Origin of the sequence: Comamonas suwonensis, from assembly GCF_012844455.2 — a bacterium.
Classification (GTDB): domain Bacteria; phylum Pseudomonadota; class Gammaproteobacteria; order Burkholderiales; family Burkholderiaceae_C; genus Comamonas; species Comamonas suwonensis.
In genome coordinates, this window is sequence record NZ_JABBCQ020000018.1 from 43,167 (window position 1) to 55,970 (window position 12,804).

A 12,804-nucleotide genomic window follows, 5' to 3' on the forward strand; every position below is an offset into this window, starting at 1 on the left:
GTCCGGACGAGTCAGGCAGTGATAAAAACGAAGCTGCCCCCAAAGTTGCACCATCCGCATCTGCGCAAACGGTCCTATTTTGATAGCATGAAGCGATTTACAGACAAGGGATGGAGGCTGATTTTACTTAAGATGGTGGGTTCTAATGCTCATTAAAACCCGCAAAAATGCGCGCAATGAGGTGTTGCATTCGCTACGCCTGGGTGCGACCAGGGACTCAGCAATCGCTTTATTTCATCGCATAAGGAGGCTGGAAATGTTCAAGCACATTCCTATTCCTACATGTCGCATCCCAGAGGATCATATGGCCGCTTGTGAAACAGGTGCGGGTGCGTCTGATACCACTCTTTCATTGCCTGCATAGGCGTGCTGCTCTTGAGCGCTGACTGCGGCAACTGGTGGTTGTACAGGGCCACATAACGCAGCAAGGTCTGCGCCATATCCTCGCGGCTGTTGAATCGGTGGGTCTTGAGCACATCGGCAATACGGCCGTTGAACCTCTCCACCATGCCGTTGGTCCTCGGGGTCCTGGGCTTGGTCAGCCGGTGCTCTATGCCAAACTCCCGGCACAGCTGATCGAACTCATGGTTGCCGCTGGGCTCGCGCTCCCTGCTGGCAAACAGGCGATCTGTGAATTCCTTGCCGTTGTCGGTCAGCAGCTTGTTGATCTTGATCGGGCAGGCCTTGTGCAATGCCTTCAGAAAGGCCTGTGCGCTAGCGGCCGTCTTGTTGCTCAAGAGTCGCACGAACACCCACCGTGTGGCCCGGTCGATGGCCACGAACAGGTAGCGCCTGCTGCTCTCATCTTGCATCTGGGGCAGGTACTTCACATCCATGTGCACATAGCCTGGCTCATAGCTCTTGAAGGCCTTGTGGGTCACCGCAGACTCCTGGGGCCTGAGGGCGTTGAGGTTGCCCGCTCCGTGGCGGCGCAGGCACCTGTCCAGGCACGAGCGTGAGACATGGGGGCAAATGAACTCCCGCGTGACCGCCAGCAGGTCATCAAGAGGCAACAGCAAGGTACGCCGCAAGTGGACCACCACACTCTCTTGTGCTGGCGTAAGAACGGTCTGCAGGCGGTGCGCCGTGTGCGAGCGGTCGCCAAAGACAGAGCGCTTCTTCCATTTGTAGACCGTCTGCTCGGTGATGCCAAAGCGTTGGGCCAGTGCACTGGCGGTCTCGCTGCTGGCTGCTATCTCGGCACGTACGGCAGGCGTGGTGCGGGCGTTCTTGTGCAGGGCTATCAGCATGGCTTTGCTCCCGAAGTCGATTGCAAGGACTCTATCAACTCCCGCAGCACGGCCCGCGCCATGAAGAGCGGATAGCGGTTTGATGCAATGCAATCATCTGGGATGCGACACCTACAGACGGATCCAAAATCTCTGAGGCGTGTAGAGCGCTCAGGCATTCAGCTGACCAAGGTGCAAGGTGCCCAAGTGACGGCACTGTACGTGATGCTGGACGACTCCGCCATGATCTATAGCGCCGATGCGTTAATGACATATAACGCGGCGGAGTTCGAGAACGGCACCCGGAAGAACGCCGACAAGGTGCTGCAGCTTGCAGTCGACATCGCCAAAGCCGAAGGCGTGGAATGCAAGACGGGGCGAGTGATGAATATTTCCGTCAACCAGGCGACCGTGCCGCAGGCACAAGACAGCCAGCGCGACCTGATCTACATGGCCTCTCACGGGCGCAAGGGCATCGCCGGCATTCTGCTGGGCAGCGAAACCCAGCGCGTTCTGGTCAACAGCAAAGTACCGGTTCTGCTGCATCGGCCTGTGGTGTAGGGCTGACGAGCGACAGCCTAGTCTCGATGTCTGCGTATGCCAAGTCTTGCTGCATCAGGCGGCGACTTCATGATCACTATAAAGTGTGGAAATCAGTTCAGACAACTGCAACACCCAGGCGCTGGATGGGCTGAACGGCAATGGCCAAGTAGGCTTGGGGGCGCGTTGCATGGGTCTGGAGCGCAAAAAGCTATCACCCAGCCACTGGACCTGTTAAAAAAGCCAAACATCGCTCTTGCCGAAGCAGAATTTTTGGATATCAGCAGACCCGTCTTTGTCATCACGGGAGGCTCAAGTCCATCCCGAGCATCTTGGCAAGGCCAAAAGTGAAAAGCAACACAGCCGTGAGCGCAAGCAAGAAGATGGCAGCCAGCTTGCCGCCCGTGCGTAGCAGCGCGCGCTTATCCATCCGCTTCTTGCCTTGGTCGTAATGCCACTTGATGGCGAAGAACATGCACGCGCCGAATATGAGAACCTTGAACGCAACGAAGACTACGGGGATCCAATCGATCATTTGAAAATTTCCAGCCTGTGACTTGACACCGCCTATCGTGAGGAACACTGCCTCCCAGACGTGATAGACGAAAACATCAGCGACCAATACACAAGGATATGTCCGGCTGAATGTTCAAGGACATACTACTCAAAAGCAATTTCCATACATTGAGACAAATTGTCCCAGTCAATACCCATACAAGGCAAAAATTTGCCACTCTGGCTGCCGCAATTAACCGCGCAGGGCGGACCCCGTTTTCTGCAGATCGCCGATGCGCTTCAGGCGGCAGTGACGGACGGATCGCTGAACCCGGGTGATCGCCTACCTCCTCAGCGCCGGCTGGCAGAACAACTGAATGTCGATCTAACGACGATCACGCGCGCATACGATGAAGCCAGACGCCGCCATTTGCTGGAAGGGCGCGGCGCCCGCGGCACTTATGTCTCGGCGCCGAAAGTCGAATTGACCTCCATCCTCGACCTGAGCATGAATACCCCACCTCCGCCGGATGGCGTGGACTTCGACGACATGTTAAAACAAGGTTTGTCTCAAGTATTGATGCGCACAGATGCTGAATTGCTAATGACTTACCACTTGGGCGGGGGAAGCAACTCTGACCGTAAGGCTGCGGCCCAATGGCTTGAGCCCATGTTTGGCGTTCTGGATTCTGAGCAGGTTGTTGTCTGTCCGGGTGCACAAGCAGCGATAGCCGCTTTGATTCTTGCACTGACGCAGCTTGGCGATGTAATCCTGGCAGAGCCGACCAGTTATCCAGGCTTGCGTGTCGCAGCGACCCAGTTAGGCCGACGCATCATTACGGTGGAAGCAGATAAGCACGGGATGCTTCCCGAGATGCTGAGCCAAGCTTGCCGCCAGCACAAACCGGCGCTGCTCTACCTTAATCCAACATTACAGAACCCAACCGCCATCACCATTCCGCAACGCCGACGCAAGGAACTCGCCAGCATCGCGAAGCGCTGCAATGTACGCATCATTGAGGATGACCCTTATTGGTTGCTTGCCGATGCCCCGCCACCACCTATTGCCACGTTTGCCCCGGAACAGGTGGCCTATATCTCGACTCTGTCGAAATGCCTGACGCCAGGCTTGCGTGTCGCGTTCGTACTCATACGAGACCTGCACGAACGCGAACGTTTTCTGACTGCACTCAGATCCTTTGCGCTGATGACTGCACCCTTGACAGCCGCACTAACCACGCAATGGATCCTTGACGGTTCGGCTGCCAGATTAATGGAGGGCATACGCAAGGAGGCCCGTCTGCGCCACTGGATGGCCAGGGATATTCTGGCGGGTCGATACACCGGCACTGGAGACGGCCTGCATGTATGGCTCGAGCTGCCGGGATATTGGAACTCCTTGCAGCTTGCGCGCGCTGCCGACCGCGAAGGCATCGCCATCACTCCGGCGGAGGCATTCGCTACCGATCATGGATCCAGCAGCGGATCCGTGAATGCGATTCGGATCTCTTTGGGCAGCATGAAAGACCGTGGACGCTTACAGGCAGGTCTTCAACGACTGTCTCATCTGCTTGCGCGTCTACCCGAGACGTTCAGTACTGCTGTGGTTTAGCCTGCCCAGGAAGTGCGTCCATCATTCAGGAGCTCTACCAAATAGCATTCCGGTCGGCACCGTTAGCTTCGTTGCCCGCGATGCCTTGGCCTGCCCCGGCATGCATGACAAGACTGCGCAGTGCCTAAAGAAAAGTCACTGACGAGTATCAAGGACTACCGTTGAACATTTTGTCCCGTTGATTAATCAGTACGCGGCTCATTACTTGATCGACTGCATCCAAGTACTGATCATTCGCAACTTGCCCTCGACCGTTAGGTTTGAGCCATATGCGGCCTCGCTTAGAAACGGATTCAGTGTAGAAATACTGCTCCAAGGGCGTTCCTGTGTACGTCACACTAACCGCAATACGGCGTGACGCGAAGTCCAAATAGAGACAAAAGTCACGCGGCACCCTCCAGCACTCAGACACAGCGTCGGCCAGCCCCGATATGCCGCTCTTCCTGTAAACCTGCAACGCGTCAAAAACCGCTCTCTTTACCTCGCTGGAAACTGTACTGGCAACCTCGCTGGTGTCCTGTGCAATCGCTTTTTCAGACAGGGTGGTAAAACAGATTGAGGCGAGTAAGAACGCAATGGCTTTTGTTTTCATAACATGACACACAAGAAGCAATCCTGATAACTCAATTTTTTATCTGCATTCAATTCTGCAGCTACTCGCCCCCTGAAGTATTTCAGTGAATAAAAAAGCCCGCCCCTCAATCAGCGGTTTTTATGGGGGCATCGGTTTTTAAAAGCAGGATCATTTATCGCATTGCCGAGAGCTGGCAAGGCGATCTGGAGGTGCTGCTTAATGCCCAGCAAAAGACAGTGTTTGGCGAGTGTTGCAAGACCTAAGAGCGTTCGGTGGGCTGGGTGCCGCCACGCAACAGTAGTACCGCATAGCGTGTCTGTATCGACCCGCAGGGGCGTACCCTAATACTCGAACGAGCACCCCACCAGGGCCGCATTGAGGAAGTAGTCAGGCTGCTGACTAGAAAGCCTATTTGAATCAGGACTACAAAGATCCAGTACTTCACATCGAAACAGCTTGTCATGCACCGCGACAAGATGTATTAATACCGACTGTTAGTTGTAGCTCTTGCACTCGAGAGTGCAAGCAATGCTGTTCCATTGCGGTCTTTAATCGAGGAGGTCACGATCAGATGTTCGCGCACAGTGACTACTTGATTCTCATGCCGTCGTTGGCCATGCTGGCTTTGGCGACAATGTTGGTCATTGCTTGGATCATTCAACGTTCCCAGAGCTTCTTACTATGGCAATCTGGCGCATATTCACTGACTGCACTTCCACTTGGAATGCAAAGCCTACTAAGCCTGGAAGTTCTCAATCGCTACGTACTCGTCATTGGCTGTTTCTACTTGCTTGGAGCTTGGTGTCTTGCCAACAGCTGGGCTGAAAGGTGGAAGGTATCTGTTCAACAGAATGCAGCAGTAATTATCGCCATCTTCACGCTAGCGACCCTTCATTACTTCAGCAGTATCGAGCAAAACGTCTGGGCTCGAGTGAGCTCTTTTAGCATCGGCTCTGGCCTCATCTTGCTACTCCCGATCTTGAGAATCAGAGCAAAGAAAATCTCATTTGATTGGCTCGATAGGTCACTGCTATGGCTAAGCATCATCTTCACGGCCTATACCTTCACTCGCCCCATTTTGATATGGCTACTGGGATACTCGGATCTTGGGTCGCTTCCAAAGTCACCATATTGGCTCTTGACGCTAATGAGCGTTCTAAGCTTCTCAATCCTTTTCACCGTGGTGATGATCGCCATTGCCGTCAAAGAGATCATCTGCAAGCTGCGCGAAGAACGCGATCACGATGCATTGACAAAAATTCTGAACCGCCGCGCTTTTCAAGAACATGCCCAGAAGCGCCTTGCTGACAGACGGCTTTATCCAATGGCAGTTCTGAGCTGTGACATGGATCACTTCAAGCGCATTAACGACACTTGGGGCCACGAGCGTGGCGATCAGGTGCTGCAACTTACTTCGGCGACTCTTCAAAAGAATGTCCGGGAGCACGACTTGGTCGCGCGGTTTGGCGGTGAAGAATTTGTGCTTTTATTGATCGACACAACTCTGCCTGATGCAGAGCTAATTGCCCAGCGAATCCAACGCGACCTCGGATCAAGTAATACCGTTCTTCCATCCGGTCCAAAACTCACCATGAGCTTTGGAATTTCATCCGTCGTTAACCCTCTCCAGCTAGAACAAGCCTTAAAAGAAGCCGATCAACTCCTTTATCAAGCAAAAAATGCTGGTCGCGATCGAGTGCATGTATCTGGAATGACCTATCCAGATATCTGGATCGAGGGTACCCACCCGCAAAATGCAGTTGCAGTCTGATCTGCCCCAGCGCCATCGGTCAGCGATAGGCCCGAGGACCTCGGTAAGTGGTAGTCGAGCCAGAATCGAAGTAATCACTTCTGCCCGCCACTGCAGGCTTTTCTCATTCTGGGGGCCCTCCATGCAGAGAGTGACACAGCTTCAGTCCCGCGTACCGGGATAAGGGTAGAGCGATTCTGGTATGCGAAAATTTTGGAACCAAGGAAGTCGCATACCGCTTGGCCGTCATTGCGACAGACCGAACTACAGCAATCGTCACACTCGTCAAATGGGCAGCACAGCACGCTCAAATATAGAAAGGCCAAGCATGAGCAACAAACTTCTATCCGACAAAAAATTGCACGCGACAACGCCGTAAACCTTGGATTTCCCAAAGGTGCACTGCATAGCTCGTGCTTCAGTTGTTATCGCCGTACCGCCGAAAAAATGCCAACCACACGCTAAAGCCACTCGAGTTTGGCAAACGATGCCTAGCGAGGATTGAGCCATGAGCCACCGAGCCCGCGACCAAGGCAACAGCGTGGCAGAGGGCGTGAACCAATCAACCATCCCGCACCCCTCCCCTATGAACTACCCCTTAAAGTTGGACAGTTAAATTACGGGTATTTGGCCTGAGTTCGGTATTGCACCGGGCTCAGACTGTTCAATTTCATCTTGGTTCGATGATGGTTGATGTAGCGCACCAGTTCACCTTGCAGGTACTCAGGGTGCAAAGCATTCTTCCGGTATCCGAGCTTTACAAACATCGCGTACCGAGCCAAACGCGAAGAATTTGAGGAAAGCGATAGCTTCCTCTGGGTGCCAAAGTGGACACCTGCAATTCGCAAATCCAAGTGGGCTACACGACGCTCGCTGAAGATAGCCGGCGTTCAAGTGGAGAGCCTGAAATCCATCAGCCGAGGCGATGCCATTTCAGAATGGATGTCTACTCTCCAACATGGCCGATGGAGTGGAGCCTCGTGAATAGTTTGCCGAAATCCAGTAATTCACTGGCGGTAACTAAACCGCAAGTCCATGAGTCTGGGCGATCGACTTCAAGCACATCGAAAAGTCACGATAACCAGCACTAGCGCGGTAGGCCTTTCAAAAGGCCAAGCCTACTGATCCAGCACGTTAACTGCCCCTACTGCATATTTGCCAAGGCAATACCGGGCAAGCAGGCGCACTACCAAGAAGGCCGCCGCTTTTGGAACCTCTATTTAAAAGCCTGCCAAGCGCAAGAATGTAACCCTACAAGCGCTCCACCGAGCCGGGATGGTGGCAGGCATTGATCATCAACCAACCGAAGCAGGTCAAACCTACTTCAACGCCCCTAACCCGACAGGGGCGTGACGCCAGCGCTGCCGAAGAAGGGACACGCTTGATCTTATTCTGGAAGATTTTCTCTCCAGATTCACATAGCTCTAGCGCAGACTGAATATTCTGCGCAAACGCATCACTGACTCAACGGCATGCATTCCAGAGCGGCTTCATCGCGGCATAGTCAAAAAGACCTTGCGCATCGCCCAGCCTGTGGCGCGGTCCAGTACCCTAACCTTCCACTGGATGCTGGTGGCTGCAATCCTGTTTATGCGTTTCATCATCAAATCCAGTTGTCCGCCCAATTTACATTGATTTCCCGGTCGCAGGACTTTGATGATCGTGTGAAGTGCGGAGAAGTCTTTAGCGAATGGGTGCGCTTCCCGCTCATATTCCCGGGTTAGGCCGCTAACCGTAAGCACTATGTCGGAGACGGGCGCTCCAGGGGCGATCTCCCGCACAAGTAGCGCCTCCAACCTGGCAGCACATTCGCTTCCCTCGGCCTCTGCAGAAAACCTGAGAAACAGCGGCCTCTCGAGCACACCGTTTTCAACGTGAATTACCAGAAGCCGTTGGAAATTGTTTTTGCCTGCCATACCTAACCTCATGAAAAGAGGCACTTTGCTAATCCATGCAAGCTGGTAGACAACGATTTTCGGTTGGTAGAGGCGGCTTTTGGCGGCCTATTCGTGGGTTGCCAGCCCAAAGAAAAAGGGCTTAGATTGCTCTAAGCCCTTTTTCTTTGCTTTTAAAGTGGTGGGTCCTGACGGTCTCGAACCGCCGACCTACTCCGTGTAAAGGAGCCGCTCTACCAACTGAGCTAAGGACCCACTTAAACTTTTTTGTCAGTTCAGAGCATCTTTCAATGCTTTGCCCGGACGGAATTTTGGCACTTTGGCCGCTTTGATTTTGATGGACTCACCAGTACGTGGATTACGACCGGTGCGAGCTGCTCGTTTGCCAACCGCAAATGTTCCAAAACCAACAAGCGATACTGTACCACCTTTTTTCAGTGTTTTCTTCACTGCGTCGATCGTAGAGTCCAGAGCGCGCGCTGCGGCTGCCTTGGAAATATCGGCGTTGTTAGCGATGTGCTCAATCAGTTCGGTTTTATTCACAAGATGCCTCTCGAGAAATCAGTAAATGGAATGTCTCTTCTAGCGCAAACTTTGCACAGCAAGAAACCAGTCGCGATGAAGACAAATTTCAGCGCTTCAGTTTGAGTATTTTTGCACCCATTTTTAACTTGAAGCGGCTGACGTTCTTGATGTCAGTTCACGCTGCGCATTCCAGCGACAGGACCAGATTCTATGCGGTTTTTGAGCCAGTTCTGCCATTCATCACGGCTTTTTTAAACGATAGTTTCGTGTCGGCTTCACCGATTGACAATCAGCCGCAAAGCCTGCAGCCCTGCAACGATCCAGCATCTGTCATCAAATCACACCAAACACCTCTAAAACTACGAAATAGATAGCAAAAAGCGCTTGACAGGCAAGCGCTTTGAGGTAATCAGAATCGAAATTCAGAGTCTGGCTCTGATTTCTGGCAGTGCTTTTTTCAGGTAATAAACCATGGACCATACCGTGAGGACGGCGGCAATCCAGATCAGCCACTGCCCCCAGACGCCTGTATCCATCACGCCAAAGGCTACGCCGTCGTAGAGAAGAAAGGGAATGGCAACCATCTGTGCCATGGTCTTGAGCTTGCCGATCATATGGACCGCAACGCTCTTGCTGGCACCCAGATGCGCCATCCATTCGCGCAACGCAGAGATCGCTATTTCGCGGCCGATGATGATCAACGCGACAAACACGTCGGTGCGCTGCAGATGAACCAGCACCAGCAGGGCTGCGCAGACCAGAAATTTGTCGGCCACCGGGTCAAGAAACGCACCAAAAGCCGATGTCTGATTGAGCTTGCGTGCCAGATAGCCATCAAACCAGTCGGTGGCAGCGAACACAATGAACATGATGGTCGCAATGAGGTTGCGAGTCGGTGTATCCAGCGGCGCATAAAACACCCCGACGATGAGCGGAATCGCCACTATCCGCGTACAGGTCAGCAAGGTTGGGATGGTCAGGAACATGAGCGCCATTGTGTCACGCGCAGCAGCACACAACGGCATATCCCGCTACATGCACTGCTGTCACTCAGTGCAGCGCGCGGTAAATTTCTTCGGCCAATGTGGCAGATATGCCTTCAACCGTCATGAGATCTTCCACACTCGCGTCACCCACGCCACGCACACCACCAAAACGCTGCAACAGACGCGCACGTTTTTTAGGGCCCACGCCCGGAATTTCTTCCAGGCTGCTAGAGCCCGTGCGCACCTTGGCTCGCGCCGCGCGCATGCCGGTGATGGCAAAGCGGTGGGCTTCGTCCCGTATCTGCGCCACCAGCATCAGCGCCGCAGAGTCGTGGCCCAGGTAGACCTTTTCTCGTCCATCGGCAAACACCAGCTCTTCCAGGCCGACCTTGCGGCCCTCGCCTTTTTCCACGCCCACGATGCGCGACAGATCAAGCCCCAGCTCGGTAAACACTTCGCGCGCCATGCTGACCTGGCCCTTGCCGCCATCGACCAGCACCAGGTCCGGCAGGTGTGGTTGCTTGCCTGAGAGCTCGGCACCACCCGCTTCGCGCTGAGCATCGGCCACCGGCTTGTAGCGGCGCGTCAACACCTGGCGCATGGCTGCATAGTCGTCGCCGCCGGTAATGCCTTCGATATTGAATCGGCGGTAGTCGCTACTCTGCATCTTGTGGTGATGAAACACCACGCAGGAAGCCTTGGTGCTTTCGCCGCTGGTGTGCGAGATGTCAAAGCACTCAATGGTCAAGGTATCCAGATTCTCAACAGGCAGATCCAGTGCTTCAACCAGTGCGCGCGTGCGGGCCTGTTGCGAGCCTTCCTCGGCCAGCAAACGCGCCAGCTGAATATCCGCATTTTTTTGCGCCATCTCCAGCCAGATACGACGCTGCTCGCGCGGCTGCTGCACCACCGTGATGCGGACACCGGTCTGCTCAGTCAGCAGTCCAATCAGCTTTTTCTCTACGAAGTGGCTGACGATCAGGGTGGGCGGCACGGCAACATCTACATAGTGCTGCGCAATAAAGGCTTCCAGCACCAGCTCTTCCACAGGACGCTCTTGCACGGCGACATCAGCCTCTTCTTCGCTGAAGTAGACCGAGGTGGCATCACCCAGATTGACGGGAAAGTAAGGCCGATCGCCCAGATGCCGCCCGCCCCGCACCATGGCAAGGTTGACGCAGGCACGACCGCCCTGGACCTTCACCGCGAGAATATCCACATCCTTATCGTCTGCTGTTTCAATCACCTGCTGATGCAGCACGCGCGATAGCGCTGTGATCTGGTTGCGCACTTCGGCGGCCTGCTCAAACTCCAGCTGGTCGGAGTGGGCCATCATGCGCACTTCCAGCTGCTTGAGCAGTTCGCTGGTTTCGCCGCGCAGCATGGCTTCGGCATTGCGCACATCGAGCGCATAGGCCTCGGGCGAGATCAAATCCACGCAGGGGCCGCTGCAGCGCTTGATTTGATAAAGCAGGCAAGGCCGCGTGCGGTTGGCATAAACCGTGTCTTCGCAGGTACGCAGGCGAAAGACTTTTTGCAGCAGCTGAATGCTTTCTTTGACCGCCCATGCACTGGGATAAGGGCCAAAGTAGCGGTGTTTTTTGTCCACTGCACCGCGGTAGTAGGCGATGCGGGGGAACTCCTGAAACGCCGGCTCGCCCTCCTTGCCATCCCGATGCGCGACACCGGTGATCTTGAGATAGGGATAGCTTTTGTCATCCCTGAACAAGATGTTGTACTTGGGGTGCAGCGTCTTGATGAGGTTGTTTTCCAGCAGCAGCGCTTCGGCCTCAGAGCGCACCACCGTGGTCTCCATGCGCACGATCTTGCTGACCATATGGCCAATGCGCGTGCCGCCATGGTCTTTCTGGAAATAGCTGGAGACGCGGCGCTTGAGGTTGATGGCCTTGCCTACATAGAGCAGGACCTCTGCAGCATCGAAATAGCGATAGACACCGGGCAGTGGCGGCAGCGCAGCCACCTGGGCCAGCAGTTCAGCGGAGTGCATGGAGGAAGACATAAGCGCTATTTTCATGCGCTTTGACTGCCAAAACCCATCAAAACAAAAACTATGCTTTTGATAGCTGCTAGCGCTTTATCTATATGCACTACCGCCTTTTTTCATCAAAAAAGGCCTGACAAATCAGGCCTTGAGTGTGCGCTAGCGCACGGAAGCGACGACTTATTCCGCTTCGATTTTGGAAGACTTCACCACCTGCGCCCAGTTGGCGTATTCGGTCTTGACCATGGCACCCAGCTGCTGCGGGTTCATATAGTCAGCGCGGGCGCCCTGCTCTTCGGCTTTTTTCTTGAAAGCGGGGTCTTCCACCACTTTTTTGATGTCGGCGGTCAGCTTGTCAATCACCGGCTGGGGCGTGGCTTTGGGTGCAAAAATGGCAAACCACGATGTGGCGTTGACGCCGGCATACCCCGCTTCGGCCGTGGTCGGCACTGCAGGCAAGCTGGGCAGACGCTGTTTGCCCGTCACCGCCAGCACACGCAGCTTGCCGCTTTGCACATGGGGCATAAAGGGCGGCGCGGTGCCGAAGGTCAGATCCACCTGACCACCCAGCAAATCTTGCAGCGCCGGGCCTGTCCCCTTGTACGGCACGTGCACCATCTTGGCACCAGCCTGCTGCTCCAGCATGGCACCCGTCACATGCTGCAGCGAGCCATTGCCCGACGAGGCGTAGTTGAGCTTGCCGGGGTTCGCCTTGGCATAGCTGACCAGCTCAGCCAGCGTTTTCACCGGCAAATCAGCGCGCACCACAATGATCTGCGGAGCGGACAGCACATTGGCCACAGGCGCAAAGTCACCCTGCTCCCAGCTCTTGACCTTGACCAGATGGGGCGAGATGACGTGATAGCCCGAGTACTGCATCAGCAGGGTGTAGCCATCGGCATCGGCACGCTTGACCAGATTGGCAGCAATGGCACCATTGCCACCGCCTTTGTTATCCACCACCACCGACTGGCCAAGCACCGGGGCCAGTGCCTGCGCCGCCATGCGGCCGGAAAGGTCTGTCGTCCCGCCCGCAGCGGTTGGGACGATCAGCAGCACGGGCTTGCTGGGGTAAGCGCCCTGCGCCATGGCTGGCGCGGCACTGAGCCCTGCGGCGGCAGCCGCCACAGCAAGCACGAAAGATAGGCGTTGACGTTGAAATGTCATGTTGTCTCCTTGTTGGTATATCTGACAGC

At 54.9% G+C, this 12,804-nt stretch carries 10 protein-coding genes, 1 tRNA gene and 3 pseudogenes; 4 read left to right on the forward strand and 10 right to left on the reverse strand.

The window, feature by feature from the left end; genetic code table 11:
* Positions 1 to 278: 278 nt before the first annotated feature.
* Positions 279 to 1,250 carry an IS481 family transposase gene (locus HF327_RS18065; RefSeq protein WP_198461715.1) on the reverse strand — a complete coding sequence of 324 codons (972 nt, stop codon included), beginning with the start codon at positions 1,248 to 1,250 and terminating at the stop codon, positions 279 to 281.
* A 92-nt stretch (positions 1,251 to 1,342) separates the two neighbouring features.
* On the opposite strand from HF327_RS18065, the pseudogene HF327_RS18070 reads away from it, so the two are divergent.
* Positions 1,343 to 1,790, forward strand: a pseudogene (locus tag HF327_RS18070) (universal stress protein).
* 280 nt (positions 1,791 to 2,070) lie between these two features.
* Here HF327_RS18070 and HF327_RS18075 read toward each other — a convergent pair.
* Entirely contained in the window at positions 2,071 to 2,304 is a 234-nt protein-coding gene (locus HF327_RS18075) for a hypothetical protein (protein WP_198461716.1), read from the reverse strand.
* A 177-nt stretch (positions 2,305 to 2,481) separates the two neighbouring features.
* Between HF327_RS18075 and HF327_RS18080 the strand changes: the two genes are divergently transcribed.
* Positions 2,482 to 3,876: an aminotransferase-like domain-containing protein gene (locus HF327_RS18080; RefSeq protein ID WP_198461771.1), complete on the forward strand. Its 1,395-nt coding sequence runs from the start codon at positions 2,482 to 2,484 to the stop codon at positions 3,874 to 3,876.
* Between the two features lie 148 nt (positions 3,877 to 4,024).
* On the opposite strand, the gene HF327_RS18085 is transcribed toward HF327_RS18080, so the two are convergent.
* The gene (locus tag HF327_RS18085) at positions 4,025 to 4,468 is read right to left on the reverse strand and encodes a hypothetical protein (protein WP_236024272.1); all 444 of its coding nucleotides are present in this window, start codon (positions 4,466 to 4,468) and stop codon (positions 4,025 to 4,027) included.
* A gap of 122 nt (positions 4,469 to 4,590) precedes the next feature.
* Here HF327_RS18085 and HF327_RS22190 point away from each other — a divergent pair.
* Together HF327_RS22190 and HF327_RS18090 are read left to right on the forward strand one after the other, a co-directional pair.
* Positions 4,591 to 4,710, forward strand: a pseudogene (locus HF327_RS22190) (recombination-associated protein RdgC); the annotation flags it as partial.
* A 311-nt stretch (positions 4,711 to 5,021) separates the two neighbouring features.
* A complete protein-coding gene (locus tag HF327_RS18090; RefSeq protein ID WP_198461718.1) occupies positions 5,022 to 6,221 on the forward strand; it encodes a GGDEF domain-containing protein in 1,200 nt (399 codons plus the stop codon).
* A 596-nt stretch (positions 6,222 to 6,817) separates the two neighbouring features.
* Here the strand turns inward: HF327_RS18090 and HF327_RS22370 are convergent.
* The 7 genes and pseudogenes from HF327_RS22370 to HF327_RS18120 form a co-directional block, all read right to left on the reverse strand.
* Positions 6,818 to 6,925, reverse strand: a pseudogene (locus HF327_RS22370) (IS3 family transposase); the annotation flags it as partial.
* Positions 6,926 to 7,690: 765 nt separating this feature from the next.
* The gene (locus tag HF327_RS18095; protein ID WP_198461719.1) at positions 7,691 to 8,116 is read right to left on the reverse strand and encodes a hypothetical protein; all 426 of its coding nucleotides are present in this window, start codon (positions 8,114 to 8,116) and stop codon (positions 7,691 to 7,693) included.
* A gap of 158 nt (positions 8,117 to 8,274) precedes the next feature.
* Positions 8,275 to 8,350, reverse strand: a tRNA-Val gene (locus tag HF327_RS18100).
* Between the two features lie 15 nt (positions 8,351 to 8,365).
* A complete protein-coding gene (locus HF327_RS18105) occupies positions 8,366 to 8,638 on the reverse strand; it encodes an HU family DNA-binding protein (protein ID WP_099737394.1) in 273 nt (90 codons plus the stop codon).
* 404 nt (positions 8,639 to 9,042) lie between these two features.
* Positions 9,043 to 9,606, reverse strand: a complete 564-nt coding sequence (gene pgsA, locus HF327_RS18110) for a CDP-diacylglycerol--glycerol-3-phosphate 3-phosphatidyltransferase (RefSeq protein WP_198461720.1) — start codon at positions 9,604 to 9,606, stop codon at positions 9,043 to 9,045.
* Positions 9,607 to 9,670: 64 nt separating this feature from the next.
* Entirely contained in the window at positions 9,671 to 11,626 is a 1,956-nt protein-coding gene (uvrC, locus tag HF327_RS18115; RefSeq protein ID WP_198461721.1) for an excinuclease ABC subunit UvrC, read from the reverse strand.
* A 162-nt stretch (positions 11,627 to 11,788) separates the two neighbouring features.
* Positions 11,789 to 12,775 carry a Bug family tripartite tricarboxylate transporter substrate binding protein gene (locus HF327_RS18120; RefSeq protein ID WP_198461722.1) on the reverse strand — a complete coding sequence of 329 codons (987 nt, stop codon included), beginning with the start codon at positions 12,773 to 12,775 and terminating at the stop codon, positions 11,789 to 11,791.
* Positions 12,776 to 12,804: the final 29 nt, after the last annotated feature.